This window comes from Reinekea sp. (assembly GCF_046710285.1).
GTDB lineage: Bacteria > Pseudomonadota > Gammaproteobacteria > Pseudomonadales > Natronospirillaceae > Reinekea.
On sequence record NZ_JBKEGY010000021.1, the window covers coordinates 46699 to 64846 of the forward strand.

At 44.6% G+C, this 18148-nt stretch carries 14 protein-coding genes; 5 read left to right on the forward strand and 9 right to left on the reverse strand.

What is annotated here, in order from left to right:
• Positions 1 to 17: 17 nt before the first annotated feature.
• Positions 18 to 2576 carry an EAL domain-containing protein gene (locus ACI882_RS13905; RefSeq protein ID WP_411745035.1) on the reverse strand — a complete coding sequence of 853 codons (2559 nt, stop codon included), beginning with the start codon at positions 2574 to 2576 and terminating at the stop codon, positions 18 to 20.
• 149 nt (positions 2577 to 2725) lie between these two features.
• The gene (locus ACI882_RS13910; RefSeq protein ID WP_411745036.1) at positions 2726 to 4108 is read right to left on the reverse strand and encodes an L-serine ammonia-lyase; all 1383 of its coding nucleotides are present in this window, start codon (positions 4106 to 4108) and stop codon (positions 2726 to 2728) included.
• 223 nt (positions 4109 to 4331) lie between these two features.
• On the opposite strand from ACI882_RS13910, the gene ACI882_RS13915 reads away from it, so the two are divergent.
• Both ACI882_RS13915 and ACI882_RS13920 read left to right on the forward strand, forming a co-directional pair.
• Entirely contained in the window at positions 4332 to 5498 is a 1167-nt protein-coding gene (locus tag ACI882_RS13915; RefSeq protein WP_411745037.1) for an MFS transporter, read from the forward strand.
• A gap of 9 nt (positions 5499 to 5507) precedes the next feature.
• The gene (locus ACI882_RS13920; protein ID WP_411745038.1) at positions 5508 to 5726 is read left to right on the forward strand and encodes a VF530 family DNA-binding protein; all 219 of its coding nucleotides are present in this window, start codon (positions 5508 to 5510) and stop codon (positions 5724 to 5726) included.
• A gap of 180 nt (positions 5727 to 5906) precedes the next feature.
• On the opposite strand, the gene ACI882_RS13925 is transcribed toward ACI882_RS13920, so the two are convergent.
• A complete protein-coding gene (locus ACI882_RS13925) occupies positions 5907 to 6665 on the reverse strand; it encodes a hypothetical protein (protein WP_411746898.1) in 759 nt (252 codons plus the stop codon).
• A gap of 847 nt (positions 6666 to 7512) precedes the next feature.
• Positions 7513 to 8424, reverse strand: a complete 912-nt coding sequence (locus tag ACI882_RS13930; protein WP_411745958.1) for a DMT family transporter — start codon at positions 8422 to 8424, stop codon at positions 7513 to 7515.
• Positions 8425 to 8585: 161 nt separating this feature from the next.
• Between ACI882_RS13930 and ACI882_RS13935 the strand changes: the two genes are divergently transcribed.
• The gene (locus ACI882_RS13935; protein WP_411745957.1) at positions 8586 to 9287 is read left to right on the forward strand and encodes a flagellar brake protein; all 702 of its coding nucleotides are present in this window, start codon (positions 8586 to 8588) and stop codon (positions 9285 to 9287) included.
• A gap of 33 nt (positions 9288 to 9320) precedes the next feature.
• Here ACI882_RS13935 and ACI882_RS13940 read toward each other — a convergent pair whose 3' ends face one another.
• Both ACI882_RS13940 and rpe read right to left on the reverse strand, forming a co-directional pair.
• Complete coding sequence (locus ACI882_RS13940; RefSeq protein ID WP_411745956.1) at positions 9321 to 10154, reverse strand: Cof-type HAD-IIB family hydrolase; 834 nt, start codon at positions 10152 to 10154, stop codon at positions 9321 to 9323.
• An 83-nt stretch (positions 10155 to 10237) separates the two neighbouring features.
• Positions 10238 to 10912 (reverse strand): ribulose-phosphate 3-epimerase, encoded by a 675-nt coding sequence (rpe, locus tag ACI882_RS13945; RefSeq protein ID WP_411745955.1) that lies wholly within the window; start codon positions 10910 to 10912, stop codon positions 10238 to 10240.
• A gap of 67 nt (positions 10913 to 10979) precedes the next feature.
• On the opposite strand from rpe, the gene ACI882_RS13950 reads away from it, so the two are divergent.
• Complete coding sequence (locus ACI882_RS13950; protein WP_411745954.1) at positions 10980 to 11864, forward strand: DUF3530 family protein; 885 nt, start codon at positions 10980 to 10982, stop codon at positions 11862 to 11864.
• Between the two features lie 356 nt (positions 11865 to 12220).
• Here the strand turns inward: ACI882_RS13950 and ACI882_RS13955 are convergent, their stop codons facing one another.
• Positions 12221 to 13969 carry an ABC transporter ATP-binding protein gene (locus ACI882_RS13955; protein ID WP_411745836.1) on the reverse strand — a complete coding sequence of 583 codons (1749 nt, stop codon included), beginning with the start codon at positions 13967 to 13969 and terminating at the stop codon, positions 12221 to 12223.
• Positions 13966 to 15711 (reverse strand): ABC transporter transmembrane domain-containing protein, encoded by a 1746-nt coding sequence (locus ACI882_RS13960; RefSeq protein WP_411745837.1) that lies wholly within the window; start codon positions 15709 to 15711, stop codon positions 13966 to 13968. Before ACI882_RS13960 ends, ACI882_RS13955 begins: the two co-directional genes overlap by 4 nt.
• A gap of 88 nt (positions 15712 to 15799) precedes the next feature.
• Between ACI882_RS13960 and ACI882_RS13965 the strand changes: the two genes are divergently transcribed.
• Entirely contained in the window at positions 15800 to 16207 is a 408-nt protein-coding gene (locus ACI882_RS13965; protein ID WP_411745838.1) for a universal stress protein, read from the forward strand.
• Here the strand turns inward: ACI882_RS13965 and ACI882_RS13970 are convergent.
• Positions 16204 to 18148 (reverse strand): translocation/assembly module TamB domain-containing protein (locus tag ACI882_RS13970; RefSeq protein ID WP_411748515.1); only part of this gene is annotated, 1945 nt, incomplete at its 5' end. The two genes, ACI882_RS13965 and ACI882_RS13970, sit on opposite strands and share 4 nt — an antisense overlap.

Below are 18148 nucleotides of genomic sequence, written 5' to 3' on the forward strand. Positions count from 1 at the left end.
AGTAGGTTAAACGCCTCCTAGTATTGAAGCCCTTTACGAACAATCTCAGCAATGGCTTTTGGTTTACTAAACCAAAAGCCTTGCAAATAATCACAGCCTAAAGACATTAATAAATCGACTTGTGACTGAGTTTCCACACCTTCTGCTGTCACGGTAAAACCCATGGTATGGGCCATTTCAATAATGGCTTTAACCAAAGTTTGATCATCTTTGTTTTTATCGCAGTTTGAAATGAATGATCGATCTATTTTTACATTGTTAACATGAAATTCTTTAAGGCTAATAAATGAAGAATAGCCTGTTCCAAAATCATCCAATGCAACCTGAATATTCTTACCCGTTAATTCACTTACAATACCTACGGAATGCTCGGCATCTTGATGCAAAGTAGATTCAGTTATCTCTAAGGTAATTTTTTGTGTTGCAGGAAAGTCATCCTCGATACTTTGAACCAGAAAAGGAACAAAACTATCATCAACAAATTGTATTCTAGAGATATTTACGGCAACCCGTGCATTTTGCAGCGGTGTATTCAGCAATGCATGGCAATCTTTCGCTACCTGATTAACGATCCATCGACCTAAGGGCAAAATTAGCCCTGTTGTTTCTGCGACGGGTATAAAGTCTACTGGCGAAACCAAGCCTTTTTTAGGATGGTGCCAGCGAATTAACGCTTCCAATGAAACAACTTTTTTAGTTTGTGTATCAACGATGGGTTGATAGACCATTGAAAGCTCATTGTTTTGTATTGCGATCTGAAGTTCAACTTCTAATATGGCTAGCTGTTGCGACATCTGCAGCATCTCTCGCCGATAGACCCCAATTTGGCCTCTGTCTTTTGATTTCACCTCATGCAAGGCTATTTCAGCAAGTTGAATGAGCTCTTGACTGTCTTTACCATCTTGCGGCCAGCATGCCACACCTATGCTCGCCGTCATAAAGCGAGTTCCTTCATGAATTTGAAACGGCTTTTGCATTTCAAGCATGATCAGATCAGCAACAAGTTGGGCTGAGTTTTTGCCTTCTGTATCTGGTGTCACAATAACAAACTCATCGCCGCTGTAGCGTGCGACGCAACCATCATTAATTAGGCACCTATTTAGGCGCATTGCCATTTGCTTGAGCACTTCATCTCCGGCATGCGAGCCTAGGCTGTCATTAACTCGCTTAAAGTTATCGATATCTACAACGAATACGGTAAAAGTTTGAGGCGTGCCTTCGGACAAAGCGATGAATTCTTGTATTTTTTTGCTTAACAAGTTGGCATTAGCAAGCATGGTCAACGGATCAATATTTGCTTGCTGCCAAATAACCTCTTGGTCTCTAATCTCTCTGCTTATATCTTGAATCGTACCAATCAGCATATTCTGTTTCACATCAAACTCGGCGACCTCTCGCAGCCAAACCTCTCCCGTTGTCAATTGCACTTGATAGTCGACTGTCAATCGATCTGTTCCTCGATGATTCAACAGATTTTTGAACTTACTTCGGTACTTACTTATGACTTTTCGTTGATAAGCATTATTTTCTAAAGTCTCCTTATCTAATTGCAACAACGTCTGAGCTTGTTCAGAAAAGCGCCTTTCTTTTAACCCGATGGTAAACTCCCAGCTGCCCATTTGTGCGACCGTTTGTGCTTGGCGTAAACTGTGTTCACTGGCTGAAAGTTTTTCAATTTGCTCTTCCACTAATAACTGTAAATTAGAGCGATGGTGATAGAGCAGGAAGCTACTGACGACAAATTCGACAAACACCAACGAAAGTATCGCGGCGACCAATCCATATAAAGCTAAGTTTATCCAAGCTTGATGTGACCCATTGCGCTTTATCGCGAACTGCCAAGTTTGTCCTGGCACTTGAATATCGACGACCTGACCAGTTGTCAGAATTGTGCGATCGAGTTGTGTTAAAATACTCGTTGCTTCGCCACTCGCATCAATCCGCCAAAGGTCATACTTAAACCCCTGTTGTTCTAACAGTGAAAGTCCCGCCTCCTCGAGCATCTCAGGATATTTCAATACGGCTGTGGCAAAACCCCAAAATAATGAATCGACATAAATGGGTAGCCTAGCAATGATTCCTTGCCCGCCTTGAAGTATGGGCTTTGGACCATCGAGTAAGACTTTGCCGGTTTCTATCGACTCTGCAATTAACTCTCCGATGCTGCTATCCTCTCGCAGCCTATGACCCAAGGCGTTTCGGTTTTCTTTGATCGGATAAACGTAGGTAACGACTGCATTGGGCGCTAATTGAAGCGATAACAAACTGTCGGTCTGGCTTGAGATTGAATGAGCGAGGGAATAAAAGCGGGCTTCGGTTAAACCTGGGTCATTCGCGAGCGAGCTCAGAGTGGTAATACTCGAGAAGGTTCTATCAAGCTCAGCTTGAAGATGTGATGAATAGAGTTGTAATAAATTTTCGGCTTGGAGGCGCTCTACGGTTTGCTGATTGACAAAAAGCTGCCAGCACACCATTCCCGAAATAACAAATGATATAATCAACATGAGCACACGTATCAACCAAGCTTTAGATTGAACGTTTGCACTCTCCTTGTAATGCCCCAACCACCGCTTCATAGTCTTACATTTCGTTGTGATTTAACTAAATAGTAGCCTAACCTTGCAACAACACCTCTTATTATCACCAAAATGCTCAATTAAATTATTCGGCGTTATTGTCATTTTTTATTTTATTTAAGCAAAAACGCATTATGTTTAGGTAACCTCTAACAAACCACAACATTTACCGCGAGGCCGCCCTGTGCCGTTTCTTTATATTTAGACACCATGTCTTCGCCCGTTTGGCGCATGGTTTCTATGCACTCATCAAGTGATACACAATGATCTCCCGGCTCTGATAACGACATTCTTGCGGCCTGAATAGCTTTAATTGCTCCAAAGGCGTTTCGCTCAATACAAGGCACCTGAACTAATCCGGCAACAGGGTCGCAGGTCATACCGAGATGGTGCTCCATTGCAATTTCAGCGGCATGCTCTACTTGATCTGCCGTTCCGCCTAAAATCGCGGCCATGCCGGCCGCCGCCATTGAACTAGCAACACCAATTTCACCTTGGCAGCCCATTTCAGCGGCCGAGATTGATGCATTTCTTTTGTATAACCAACCAATGGCCGCACAGGTAATTAAAAAGGTACTTTGCCAATGATCCGGTAAGTTATTGCGGTGGTTTTTTAAATAAAGCAACACAGCCGGAATCACGCCTGCTGAACCGTTAGTCGGCGCAGTCACAACTCGCCCACCGGCGGCGTTTTCTTCATTAACGGCGAGCGCATAGACCGATACCCAATCCATCACGCTAAACTCATCTTTTTCTTTACTATTGAGTTGCTCCGCCATACGTTTCGCACGTCGCTGAACGTTTATGCCACCCGGCAAAGAACCGTCCATAGTTAATCCTCTATTCATGCAAGCGATCATGGTGGATACAATCGAATCAACCCAATCATTTACCGCGTCTTCACCACCTTGTAGGGTTGCTTCGTTAAGCTGAACGATTTCGGCAATAGACAAACTATTGTTCGCACAATGCTCCATCAACTCTGTAGCATTTAAAAATGGGTAAGGTCGGTTGTCTGGAAACTCTTGTAGTAGGTCTCTGTTTTGGGCGTCTTTTGCAAGTTCATTGGCAATAGCCCCACCGCCGACCGAAAACCAAGTCTGTTGCTCTAATTCTATGCCGTGCTCATCAAGGGCGCAAAAGCGCAAGCCATTGGGGTGCTCAGGTAGAAAAATATCACCAAAGAAGCGAATAGATTCGTCAGGGTCGAAACGTATCGGGATTGCACCATTGAGCATCAATTTCTGAGTTGTTTTAACAGTCTGAAAGGTAAGCTCTGCTTCGTTTGGATCAACAATACTGGCGTCTAAACCGGTCAGACCCAAAATAACGGCTTTATCTGTACTGTGGCCAACGCCTGTAAGCGCCAAAGAGCCGTATAGGCTAACCCGCACCTGTTCAACCTGGCTCAATAAGCCTAACTCACCCAGTTTATGCGCAAAGCGTTCTGCCGCTCGCATTGGCCCTAGGGTATGGGAAGATGAAGGTCCGATTCCGACTTTAAATAAATCCAATACTGAAAAAGGTTGCACGGCAGACTCTCTATTATAATTATGTCCAATTCAATTTCGCTTAACACGACTTAGGTTGCAATCTCTGGGTATCAAATCTTTTTGATAATCTTGGCCAAAGATCTTTACACCTAGGCTTTTTAGGCGCTCGCTGCGGGGTGTTCGCTGGGCATTTTTAATTAGGCAGCCATGGTCGGATCGGGTAAGCTGGCGGCTTTGCTCAAATAAACTGGAGTCCGGTTATATGCCGCCTATTTTCGCACTTGTTGCTGCCTATGCGTTTGCTATGTGTTCAACGCCTTTGATCATTTTAGTGGGTGGTTTAATTGGCCACGATCTAGCCCCCGACCAACGCCTTGCAACATTACCCATCTCTATGATCGTAATTGCAACGGCCATTAGTACGGCTCCAGCGGCTATGTTTATGCAGCGCTTTGGTCGCAAAACGGGGTTTTTAGTGGGTTTTGCGCTAGGTGGCACGGCAACCATTCTGTGTTTATTTGGTTTACTCTATTCATCATTTACCCTTTTTGTTGCTGGCTGCTTTCTTACAGGCAGCAACATGGCATTTGTTCACCAATTCCGTTTTGCGGCGATGGAACTCGTGCCTTTAGAAAAGAAATCTCAAGCCGCGTCTTGGGTGTTAATCGGTGGTATTTTTGCGGCGGTTGCTGGGCCTGAAGCTGGTGCTTTTGGTCGGGATCTTCTGTCTGTCCCTTATACCGGCTCTTTTGTTTTACTTATGGGGTTTTTATTGATTGCGGCTTTCATCATTGCTTTTTCATACCAAGGTACGCCGCTTAATCACAATGATAAAAACCTTGAGGCTAAGATCCCTGATATCAAATGGCAGAACCCGACGCTTCTGTTAGCCTTTGCGACTGCGGCTATATCTTACAGTGTGATGAGTTTAGTGATGACGGCGGCACCGCTATCTATGTCTCATCATGGCTATGATTTACAAACAACCAAGTGGGTCATTCAAAGCCACATTTTGGCGATGTTTGTACCGTCTTTATTTACAGGCAAACTTTTAGCGCGCATGGGCTCAACTAAATTTATCATAATTGGCGTGGCCATTTATGTGGCAATGGCGATCATGGGCTTGGCTGGTTTCCAAGTTGTTCACTATTGGGGTTCTCTGGTTTTATTAGGCTTGGGTTGGAATCTTTTATTTATTAGTGGTACCACTTTACTGGGCGGTATCACGGACGGTCCAGAGCGTTTTCGCATTCAAGCGGTTAACGAGTTCCTAGTTTTTGGCACACAAGCCCTTGCTTCATTAGGTGCGGGTTGGTTGTTGTTCCAACTCGGTTGGCGCCCACTATTATTGGCGACCCTACCGCTGGCTTTATTACCGTTGGTGTTCTTGTTGATAAAACACCGCTCTGTTGCATCATTACAACATTAGGAGGTCTATATGAGTGAAGGCGCTAAGCATGATCCACTGCATGGTAAAACACTTAAAGCCATAGTGACTGAACTACATGAAGAACTAGGCTGGGAAGGTCTTGGCCGTGCAATTAACATTAAGTGCTTTCAAGAAAACCCGAGCATTAATTCTAGTTTGAAGTTTTTGCGTAAAACAGACTGGGCTCGAGTGAAGGTTGAGCAGTTGTGGGTGGATACGTTTGCTTAGTTGTTTTTGTTTGTCTTAGTTTAGTTTGGTGGCTTGCCTTTGGTATGCGGTTGGGTTCGCGAAGGCGGTCTGGCGCTTGTTGTCGGTCGCTGCGAGCGCGTCCATGCGCGCTAAACTTCGCCATCCATGGCTCAGATTTCCGACCACAAGCGCCAGACCGCCTTCGCTTTATTTGATGGTTTAAGAGCAGGTGAAGGATTGGTTTACTCGGTATGCTAATTCCATGACTCGGAAGTGGGTTGCTGAATCAGGATTCCACTTTCTCCCATCACTATGGCTGTATTCGCCACCATTACCAAAGGGTGTTCTGTCTAAGTTGGCTGGGGTGTGTGCAAACCTATAATAGTCATTACTTTTCGGCGGAGCAATTTTCGTCACGGTAGATATAGTTGCATAACTTGAGCCATCGATTGTAAAGCTAGCAGTGCCATTACCATGACAGTTGATACAGCCAGCAAATGTCGTGGGTCCTATTGCAGATTCGTTGTCATAAAACTCAGTATTTTCCACACAAGTATTGCCAACAGCCACGGTAGCCGTGTCTGTTTCTATTTCATTATTGAAAGTCTCAGTCAACGTCACCGTATGTCGTCCGGGCTCACTAATAATAAAATACACCAATCGTTCATTGTTACCATCACTGATACCCGAGAAAGGCCCTTGAGGTTTTGGATCGACCGGCATGTTACCCGCTTCAACAATTTTATTGCCAAGCTTGATCTCATATTGAGAACCAGCAGAAGCGATAACTTTCGCTTTTACGGCAATTGGGTAATCACTGTTATCCAAATCTGCGCTAGTGATCACTAAAGATGCAGCACCCCCTAAGGTTCCACCGCCTTCGTTGGCGTCTTTATCTTTATCAAGATCATTCACCGCATCAGGGAAGCAACCCACCAAGCTCAAAGCCAGTAATAGGAGAATCAATCGAGACGTCATTATTCTTACTCTAAATTAGATAATTATCCAAGAGACTGTATCGTTAGTTGGCAAGGGTTGTCCGAGACTCAGTTCAAAGAACGTGGAATTGAAAGTTTGAATATGTTTTGGGCTTCGGGCTGCGAGCTTCGGGTAAAAATAACTGACTAAACCCTTAAGCTAAAGCCTGCCAGCGCACTTTTTCTTGATTTTACTGACAGCTGAAAGCTATAAACTGACAGCTTCACCACCCCTAGTTTTTGACCCTACCCGCAGCCCAAAACCATCCCGATCAGATGCTGGCGTGGGTGAGGGGGTGAATTTAAAAGTGAATGACTGTTTGAGCGAAGCGAGTTGTTATGAACGGCCTAAATTTACACCGGAACCCAAAAGCCAGCTTCGTGCCACCGTAGTTAAATATGGTGGTTTTTAAGGATATAAAACCATCGCGCCTACGCAAGCTTCGGTCGCTCCTACAGGTGTATTATGTGGAGTTGAATCTCAAAGCCGCATCAGATGCTGGCGCGGGTGAGGGGTGAATTTAAAAGTGAATGACTGTTTGAGCGAAGCGAGTTGTTATGAACGACTTAAATTTACACCGGAACCCAAAAGCCAGCTTCGTGCCACCGTAGTTAAATATGGTGGTTTTTAAGGATATAAAACCATCGCGCCTACGCAAGCTTCGGTCGCTCCTACAGGTGTATTATGTGGAGTTGAATCTCAAAGCCGCATCAGATGCTGGCGTGGGTGAGGGGGTGAATTTAAAAGTGAATGACTGTTTGAGCGAAGCGAGTTGTTATGAACGGCTTAAATTTACACCGGAACCCAAAAGCCAGCATCGTGCCACAGTAGGGAAAGCTGCCAACTTTTACCCCGTCACTGCTGGCGGTGCTTTTTTCGGTATTCTCTGTTTTCGCTCTTGGCTTAAGGCGACTCCGACGAAAATAATAGCGATGGCAATCCATTGGCTTGTGGTTAGCCGTTCGCTTAGCAGTAACATTGAAAACAGTAGTGAGAACACCGGTAATAGGTTCGCATAGCCGGCTGCGGTGGTCGCCTTAACATGAGTCATGGAATAATTATAGAGACCATAGGCACCAATGGTGACCACTAAACCTAGGTACAACAAGACACCTAGCGTTGAAAAGGAAATGGTTTCTGGCCAAGTTGACGCCATTGCCAACGGGAAGAAGAAGATGGTGCCCGCAAAGCTTTGCAAAGCGGTTAATACAAAGGCTGAATATCGCGATATAAGGTGCTTTATCAGCAAAGTATAGCCAACGGCCATACACATCGCTAAAAATTCCAAAAAGTTGCCTAAGGCGGCATTGGGTGCTTGCTCGCTGTCGTCACCGGTAACAGTCATCCAAACGACGCCCGATACCGCAATACCAAAACCAATCCATTGACGGATACTGGTTCGCTCCTTCAAAAAGAAAAATGCGGCAACGGCGACCATTAATGGCAACATAGCGGTCACCATCCCAGCCTGCCCGGCACTGGTATACTGCATGGCCTGTGCTTCAAACATAAAATACAGGCAAGGTTCGAACAGCGTCATACCTAATAAAAACTTCCAATCACCCGCCTGATAATTAAACCCATGACGCAACCAAGGCCACATCACTAGAAAAGCAGTTGCGCCTATCGCCATACGAACAAACACCACAATCATGGGTGATACAGCCGTTACAGCTACCTTCAAGGCAATAAATGAACTGCCCCACAACAACATCGCGATTAACAGCGCAATATGTGAGCGCAAAACTAACTTATCCAATGTCTACCTCGGCAATTTCTATGGGAATCAAAAAGACCATTATGACCGCCCGATTCTAAACTTAGCAAGCGCAAAAACACGACTGACGCATATTTGTAATAAGGCGTCTTAACATCGATTTAGACACTTTGCATGTATCGACTAGATACAAAGCAAAAAGCATGCTATTAATTAATATGACTACATACAAAACACTGAATATGACCGAACGAAGCAGTACTACATTTGAAAGTCTAAAGTTACTTCCTGGGCAAGCATTATCACTTGAATTTGATGGCTATGATGGGCAACGAGACAGAAGCCAGCTAGTTGGCTATCGCGCTGGTCGTTCGATTATTATAACGACACCCACTAAAAACGGTGTAGCGATCTCACTTAAACCAAAAACCAAGCTAAAAGTCCGTTTGTTTGTCAATCAACTCAACGGCGCTTGCGGTTTTGAAAGCGAAATCCAGCATGTTAGTGTCATACCATTTCCTCATTTACACTTAACGGTACCTAAAGAGCTCCATATTGGTGAAGTGCGTAAAGCAATGCGAGCAAAAGTACACATAATCTGTTCGGTATTATTGCGAAATGCGAATTCAAAAAAGGCCGTATCTGCTGTAATTGATGATCTATCCGATCATGGAGCACGCATCCATTCTAAAAACCTTCAATTAGCAAGCGAAGATGAAATAGATCTAGTGTTTAAAGTAAATATTGGCCGTATTGAGAAGATGGTTTCAGTATCAGCCTTGGTTCGCTCTGTAAGCGCCGACCCAGATAAGGGACACTACTTTGGCCTACAGTTTTTAGATGTCTCAGAGCAGGACATTATCGCGATGCATGCTTATGTACTCTCTCAAATCCATGAAACTTAACGGGAGCCCCAGCTAAGTTTCATAGGTTCAAGTCTAGCCAATAGAGAAGCCATAACGTTGCGCTAAGAAGTGCGCAACGCCATCTTCCGAGTTTGAACCTATGACCGATGTCGACATCGCCTTCAGTTCATCAAGCCCTTGCCCCATGGCATAGCTTTCATCGGCTATTTCAAACATGGAGAAATCATTATCGGAATCCCCAAAACAGATAATTTTTTCAGCGCCTAATTGCTGTTGAACCAGTTTGACAGCATCGCCTTTCGTCCCCGAACTATGGTGAATGTCTAGCCAGTAAGACCCTGGTTTGTACATATCGTGACCCGCAAAAACAGACACTTCATCTAAATCTGCGCAGGCTTCGGCCATACCTAAAACGTTGGCGTTATCAGTAGCAGCAAAAATATTAAGAACATGATCTTGGATGTCTGAAAAATCAGAGTTTTCCTGCACCACAACCCCTTGGTTTTTCAAAAAGCCTGACCACTCCTTTTCACGCGGCGTTGTAATGGCTGAAATAATGGCGCCGATGTTATTTTCATGATCGATAGTATTGAGCCAAGGATTAATATTCTGGCTGCGTAAACGACTACAAACCTCTCGGACTTCGCGCGAATCCATCGGTATCTTACTGATAATTTTGTCTTCGTTTAAATCCCACATTAAAACACCATTTTTATAAACCTGAGGGTGTTTAAAAACAAGATTAGGCAACGACTCTAAGGCACCGTGCGGCATTCTGCCTGTGGCAATGGTCCAGTTAATCTCCAACCGATCTAGCTCTTGGAGCGCTCGACGAGTTTTACTGGTCAAGCGTTCATCGCCATTAAGTAAGGTTCCGTCAAGATCGAACACTAACAATTCTTTCAACTTAAATTCCTTTCGTAAAATGCTCTGAAGGGTAACGATTAACCATAGGCGAGGTTGGTTACCCGCCTAACTGCGAAACGAAGCTAAACGTTAGCTTTTGCTAACTCTGCGCGCATAGCATCAATGGTTTTTTGATAATCATTGGTATTAAAAATAGCAGAACCTGCAACAAAGCTGTCGGCACCTGCTTCGGCAATGTCACGAATGTTATCTATTTTCACACCACCATCAATTTCCAAGCGAATATCGCGACCTGAGTCTGTGATACGCTGACGCGCTTGGCGTAGTTTATCCAATGCGCTGGGTAAAAAAGACTGCCCACCAAAACCAGGGTTCACCGACATAATCAAGATCATATCAATTTTGTCCATGACATAATCTAAGAAATGCAGGGGTGTTGCTGGATTAAAGACCAAGCCAGCTTTGCAGCCGCCATCTTTTATAAGCTGCAACGACCGATCTATGTGTTCACTGCCTTCTGGGTGGAAGGTAATTAAACTGGCACCCGCCTCAATAAAATCGCCAATCAGCCGATCTACTGGTGAGACCATTAAATGTACGTCAATCGGAGCCGTCACTCCATGATTGCGTAAAGCCTTGCACACCATCGGCCCGATGGTTAAATTGGGTACGTAATGATTGTCCATCACATCGAAGTGAACCCAGTCAGCGCCGGACGCAATGACGTTATCGACCTCCTCACCTAAGCGAGCAAAATCTGCAGAAAGGATGGAGGGTGCTATTACAAAATCGGTCATAATGATGGTGGCCTCAGTTCGATGGAAGCGACTATTCTATTGGTTAGAATCTTAAGGTCAATTTAGTATGCACAGACAACGCACTTTTTTTTATCTCAGTACCTTAATTTGGCTCGCTCTTGTCATGCCGTTAAGCCAAGCAAAGGGCGTTATTCCCACGCCTAAGCTACACAAGGCACAAGACATCGAACGCTATTATACCCGCGCTATGAAAGGCGAACAGGTCATATTACTTGAAAATGAACTTGAGCAATTTTATGCGTTGACGTTAGAGCAACGCACTGCCGAGCCCAAAGGTGGCTTGTTAATTTTACACGATAAGGGCCACTCACCCGATTGGCCCTATTTATTGCAACAAACACGTAATTTTATGCCCAATGTGGGTTGGAGCACCCTCTCGATTGACCTACCCACGCCGCAACGAGACGCCTTAGGCCGACTATCGAGCAGCGAAGCCGACACGGCTTCGGCCGAGCCAGAAACCTTTGAACAGTGGCAAGAACGAGTGCTCGAACGAATTGCCACGGGTATTGCCACCCTCAACCAAGATGGCTTATTAAACATTGCGTTGATTGGCTATGGTGACGGCGGTTACTGGGCTAGCCGATATTTAGCTGAACGCCTTTCCGAAGATGAAGAACAAGCCTACGCGCTGATTTTGTTCGATGTTTCAACAGAATACGATGCCTTACCCGACTATATCGCGCAACTCAACATCCCAATGCTCGATCTCTACATGGCCGATTCCGATTTTGCCCATAAACGCGCACAAGACCGGAAAGCCGCCGCAGCGCGCAACAAGGCCGAAAACTATCTGCAAATTCACGATGCCTCCCGCCAACAAACTTACGGCAATGCAACGATTGACCGCAGTACTCGGCGAGTTTGGGGATGGTTGCGCAACAACGCCGCAGGCGCCGAGGCAAATGCGGTTGAAAAAGAGGCACCCTAATACACTGCTGTCCCATAAATATCTCAGACTTTATGCGGGGTTCAGCGGTCCACCGCTTGAAATTTCGGTCGCCATAAACCCGTCCATGGGGGCTTGATTGAAACATCCATGTTTCAAACACCCGAATTTCAAGCAATGGTCCGCTTCTAAACTATGGCCCTTATGTCCTTAATTATCGCCCTTCCAGACACCTCAACTTTAAATATGCCAAAACATTAGGGCTTACTAAAGTGTTTATTTTAATAAGCCTCAGCGAGAGGGATCTCGCTGTGGAGTGTCACATGGAAGTGCTTGAACGACTTATTAAAAGAAGCCCTTTGGTTAGACCGTAGCAATCCACAGTAACGGCAGCGGCACTATTCAGCCTTGGTCGGGTCGGCTCTTAATTGCAATTCATAAAGATGCTTATAAAGACCTTCGTTTTTCATCAACTCTCGGTGGCTCCCCGATTGCGCTATGCCGCCTTGGTGCAAGACATAGAGGCAATCAGCATCTTTGACGGTGCTTAATCGGTGGGCAATGGCGATCAACGTCACTTTGCCACGTAACTCCATCAGCGACGCTTGAATTAATGCTTCGGTGTGGCTATCAATATTTGCGGTGGCTTCATCTAAAATTAGAATTTTTGGTTTACGTATTAAGGTTCTCGCTAAGCTGAGCAATTGGCGCTGGCCAGTGCTTAGGTTACCGCCACGCTCGGTCAGCTCGGTTGCATAGCCTTGGGGCATGCTCATAATGGCTTCGTGCAAATGAGCTTGTTTTGCAGCTACTTCCACTTCTGCATCACTGATATTCAGCTCTAGTCGAATATTATCTGCAATTGTGCCAGAAAATATAAACGGATCTTGTTGTACGAAACCAATTGCGGCGGCACATTGCTCTTTGTTTAGTTCTGTTAAGTTAAACTGGCCGAGATGTATAGCTCCCGTTGATAAAGGGTAAAAGCCCATAAGCAAAGACATCAAAGTACTTTTACCTGAACCTGTATGACCTACCAGACCAATAAAATCACCTGACGGTATATCAAATTTTATGTTGGTTAAAACCCTTTTCTCGCCGTCATAACTAAACTCGGGAATATCAAAATAAAGATGTGTATCGGTAATTTTATTCGCCGGGTTAGCCATACTTTCTTGCCTAGGTTCTTCTAATAAACCAAAAACACGAGTCGCAGAGACTAAGGCTTGTTGTGCCATATTAAGTTTAGAGGTCATATCTAACAGTGGCTCGGTTACGTTGCCTAAGTAATTAATAAAGGCGTATATCACTCCCACTTTTACACTACCCATTGCATTCAGTTCGATTAACCCGAAGCCGTACAGTAATCCAGCCAACAGCAGCAAATAAATCAGATCAATAAGGGCGCGTAATAAGAACCCATCGATCACGACGTTTCTGACTTTGGCTTGATAATGTTCGGTACTAGTTTTTTCAAATGCCCTAGAGAAAGCTGCTTGCTGATTACTTAACTGAATGACCGACATACCTTGAATGCCTTCATTTAACCGAGCATTAATGTCACTCAGCAGTGCACGCACACGCATAAAAATTGGCGTAGATATCTTTTGATACACCAACATAATACCGACGACCGTTGGCACTAACACGGCGCAGATCCAGACCAAGCGAATATCTAACAGCGCCATGCCTACTAATATGCCTAAAATACGCACAATATTTTGCGCAAAGCTAGAGATTACGTTGACGTATAAATCTTTAATCGCTTCAGTATCGTTTGTAATGCGACTAATTAAACTGCCAGTGGCCGCTCGATCAAAATATGACATTGGCAACGCTAACACATGCTCAAAGACTTGTTCACGCAAGGTTTGAACTACATTCAAGGCAATTTCATTAAAGCGTAATGCTTGTGCATAAAAGGCTCCCGCGCCTATTACTTGAGACACAATATAAATGAGTGCGAGTGGAATTATTTTGTCGAATGCCCAATTAGCCGGTGTTAGATAAGAGTCGATAAACACCTTAATTAAATAGGGCCCTAGTACACTGGCCGTTGTTGCCACTAGCAATAATGCAAAAGCTTGCCAGAGCTTCTTTTTGTAAGCCGTTGCATAACGCAGAAGTGAATAGAAAGTTGTTTTCATCGCCCCTCCTCCACTGCATGTTCTAGCTGCTGGTAATCAAAGGTTTTCGCATACCAGCCTCGTTTAGCAATAAGTTCCGCATGTAAACCACGCTCTATGATCTGACCTTGTTCAATAACGATAATATTATTGGCTTTTTCTACTGCCGATAGTCGATGGCAAACAATGAGCGTGGTTTTGCCTTCGCGGGCTTGTTGTAAATGTTGCAAAATATATTGCTCGGTTTTTACATCGACTGCTGATAGAGCATCATCCAGAACCAGAATAGGGGCATCAAGTAATAAAGAGCGAGCAATGGCTAGGCGTTGCTTTTGACCGCCTGACAGGGTAACACCACGCTCGCCAACTTGAGTTTGATAGCCCTGCGGAAATCCTAAAATATCTTCATGGACTTGCGCAATTTTGGCGACGACTTCTATTTCTTCTTGCTTAGCATCTGGTTTTGCTAAAGCGATATTTTCCGCAATGGAGGTGGAGAATAAAAAAGGCGTTTGCGGCACAACCGAAATATGCTCTCGTAAGTTCTCTAGCGTTAAGGCGTTAATCGCTGTGCCACCTATTAAGATCGCCTGATCGGGTAAGTTTTGCATGCGCATCAAGACATGAAGCAAAGTACTCTTACCCGCTCCTACCGGGCCGACAATACCAATCAGCTCACCTGCTTTAACTGCCAGCTGAATATTTTCCAGCGCAAGACTATTGCTTTTTGGATAGCTAAAGCTATTGATAGCAAAGTGTAATGAAGGTACTTGTGATTGCGTATTATCACCTGAGTCTGAAATAGCCGGCTTAATTCTTAACAATTGATCAATTCGCTCGTAAGCAGCACTGCCGCGTTCAACCAAATTAAGCAACCAACCAATAGCAAACATTGGCCAGATCATGTAGCCCAAATAGAGTGTGAAACTGGTTAGCTGGCCGAGCGTTAACTCGCCGTGGTGAATTAAGTAAGCGCCACCGGCGATACTCAAAAAGAAAGAAAAGCCAATGCCAAGTTGGATAGTCGGATCATATTTGCTGTCAATTTTAGCAACGCGTTGATTGGCTTCATTGGCTTGCTCAGCAATTTCATTAAACTGAGCGCACTCTACGTTTTCTCGCCCCATGGCTCGGGTTAGGCGTAAAGCAGAAATGCTTTCTTGCACACCGTCATTTAGGTCACTGAACCGTGCTTGGGCATCTTTAAACGATTGGTGCAGTTGCCGACCAAAACGCCACATAAAGAAGCCTACAATTGGCCAAGGGCCTAGAGCAACTAAAGTGAGCGGCCAAGAAATAAACACCGTCATCATCACCAGCACCAGCAACCCGGTAAAGGCACCATCAAATAAAGCGAGCACCGCTTCACCAGCGGTCATCTCTATAGCTTGCACATCATTAGTGGCCCGCGCCATCAAATCGCCCGTCTTTAACTGGTCGAAGAATTCGGGAGGCTGTTTAGTCAAATGAAGATAAATATTTTGCCGCAACTGGTTCGCTAAAGTGTAGCTTGCGCCAAATAATGCAATGCGCCACAGAACCCGCAAACCATAACTAAATGCCGCAGCTAAGACAATAACCATAACTTGCTGTTGCAACAAAGCCTTGGTGAGTGTTCCGCTAGCGATGGCATCTACAATTTGGCCAATAATCCATGGCGGGACCATCGTGGCAACACCTACGCCAATCAGGGCAAGGACAGCCAAGCCATAACGTCGCCATTCTTGGCGAAAAAACCAAGCAAGCTTAAGAAATACCGACAAAAGACCTCCGAGAATATGACCGCCACAGTGTGGCAGATTAATTTAAAACGACTAAACTTAGAGAATACTTAACATTATAGGCATTAATATGTACAAGCTAATTGTCGCACCTATTGACCTCACTGCGCCAGAGGTCAGCGAGCGAATACTCGCTCGCACACTATTCCACCTTAACAATAGCCAGTGTGAGGTTTATTTTTTATCCGTCGCACCTGTAAATGCTAATGACATGAGTTTAGATCAAACCCGTAGTGAGCTTATGGCCTTTGCTCATGAACATATCTCTGCTCACGAGGGCCGTATTCATCTTGAAATAATTCAAGGCAAACCGAGCAGTAGCATCCTGAGTTTTGCTGAAGCAAAAAAAGCCAACTGCATAATAGTTGGCGCTCATCGTGGTACCAATCAGCTCGGCTTAAATTCGTTAGGGTCAACAGCTGCAATAGTTGCAGCACAGGCACCTTCGGATGTTTATATCGTTAAAGACATCACTTAATAATCGATACTCCACTTAAGCTCGGCACCCCCATTGCCGAGCGTCTCTTCGGCAAACAACTCTAAATAGGTATTGGGTGTCACTTGCAGCTGCAAACTACTGCGAAAGCCTTCATCAGAGCCGACATTTTGCTCGACCTCTAAATACAGGTAGTTATTCAAATACTTACCTGCCCGAACATTCACCCCTAAGTTGCCTTCTTCATCGGTTTGCGGGTCAATAATCAACGCATCTAAGGTGAGCTCTTGGCGAGTAGCGCCGATCAGATCGAAGCTAGTCGTTCCTGTGCGTATATTATTCACAAGATATGCCAGCTGAACGGCTTGGAACTCGCTAATATTCTCTATGCTCTTGCCAAAGACCAATTGCGCTAACAACTCATTTTGATCAAGCGCCGGCACAGACGACAATTGCAATGTCAGTTCATCTTGAGTACCTGCAATGATCAACAATACATTCAGCCCTGCCTCGTTATAGTTGGCTTCAACATTAAAGACCAATTGGTTATTTTGTATTTGAACGGAGCCACCAGACACCGAAAACACTTTACCCAAGCCAGAATAGGTGCCGCGCACAACATTGAATCGCCCTGAAATTGTAGGCTCGGAAAATTCGCCAGTGACTTCTAAACTGCCGGCTAACTCGGCACTGATGCCCTGGCCATATAAGTTGGCTCGGCTATTCGCAATAAGCCCAACATCGAGCCGACCTGATGGCCAATAAAAAGGGGCTTTTAGCTCTTCTTCGGCTACTTCGTCGAGCGAACTCACGATATTTAATTGCGGTACACCATCCAACAGAAAAGTTTCTGTTTGTAAGTTTAACGGCGACACATCAAATGACCCACTGACCAATAAATTATGATACTGACCCGTTGCACTTATGCCCCCAGTCATGGTGGCGTCTATTTGAGTGTCACTTATTAGGTTCGCGTTGAATGCTTTAAAATTCAATTCGAACTCGTGATTAAATAGATCATCTATTTGCGGGTTAAATTGAATACCACCATTCACTTCAAGTAGGCCGTTACGACCATCATTTGCAAAGCCTATTAGGCTAAATTGAGTGTCTTTCGCTATAAAAGTTAAATCAATATCATTGACAATCGTACCACTTGAAATGTTTTCAAACTTACCATCACGCCACTCAATTTCGCCCAACCAGCTTGGCTGTTCAAATGAGCCGTCAAAGTTTAGCTGCCCAGCTAGAAGGCCACTTAGTGATTGATTTGGACGATCAACAAAAAATGGATCTAATACGGATAAAGGCGAGTGGATGGCGACATTAAAACTAAAAGGAGTCGTCTGCCATTGCGCTTGTAAGTCTAGCCAAGACATCCTTGGTAACTCTACATTTGCCTTCACTCGATTTTGACCTTCACTAAAAATAGTTCCTGATACATTAATTTTATCGGTCGTTGTTCTAATCTTCGAGGTAAGTAGTATCGGCCAAACCTCTGCCTGCCAAGATGAATCCAATTCAATTTCTGGTTTTAGTAAATCGCCATTAACTTTTAGTTTAATACTCGACTGTCCAGGCCCTAGCTCGGTATCTTGAATCCAATAACCTGTTTGTGGTATCTCAGCTGTCAGCAATAGCTGTCCAAATCTTCCTTGCCCTAAGCCCGTCAGATTAATTTGGCCACCCCCGTCTACGGCAATGTTAATATCATCAATTGACCAACCTTGCTGCTCCCATTTGGCATCTACTTTGGCTTGCCATTGATGATCTATTTCATTCGCATTCCAAGCGCCTTGTGCATTAGCATCAAAGCTAAAGCTGGGTTCTGCTAGTGTTCCACTAACACTTATAAACGAATCAAGTTGGCCTGATAAATCGGATGCTGCGGCGGGATAAAGCCTTTTTAGTTGCGCCATTGTTAGTTTTTCAAGTTCAATAGCGCCAACAAGCTGTTGATTATTTAAGTCAACATTTGCAATA

What these genes read in the sequence shown, in the direction of transcription:
- ACI882_RS13905 (WP_411745035.1), bottom strand. Translation starts at nt 2,576, where the DNA reads ATGAAGCGGTGGTTGGGGCATTACAAGGAGAGTGCAAACGTTCAATCT.
- ACI882_RS13915 (WP_411745037.1), top strand. Translation starts at nt 4,332, where the DNA reads ATGCCGCCTATTTTCGCACTTGTTGCTGCCTATGCGTTTGCTATGTGT.
- ACI882_RS13920 (WP_411745038.1), top strand. Translation starts at nt 5,508, where the DNA reads ATGAGTGAAGGCGCTAAGCATGATCCACTGCATGGTAAAACACTTAAA.
- ACI882_RS13925 (WP_411746898.1), bottom strand. Translation starts at nt 6,665, where the DNA reads ATGACGTCTCGATTGATTCTCCTATTACTGGCTTTGAGCTTGGTGGGT.
- ACI882_RS13935 (WP_411745957.1), top strand. Translation starts at nt 8,586, where the DNA reads ATGCTATTAATTAATATGACTACATACAAAACACTGAATATGACCGAA.
- rpe (WP_411745955.1), bottom strand. Translation starts at nt 10,912, where the DNA reads ATGACCGATTTTGTAATAGCACCCTCCATCCTTTCTGCAGATTTTGCT.
- ACI882_RS13950 (WP_411745954.1), top strand. Translation starts at nt 10,980, where the DNA reads ATGCACAGACAACGCACTTTTTTTTATCTCAGTACCTTAATTTGGCTC.
- ACI882_RS13955 (WP_411745836.1), bottom strand. Translation starts at nt 13,969, where the DNA reads ATGAAAACAACTTTCTATTCACTTCTGCGTTATGCAACGGCTTACAAA.
- ACI882_RS13965 (WP_411745838.1), top strand. Translation starts at nt 15,800, where the DNA reads ATGTACAAGCTAATTGTCGCACCTATTGACCTCACTGCGCCAGAGGTC.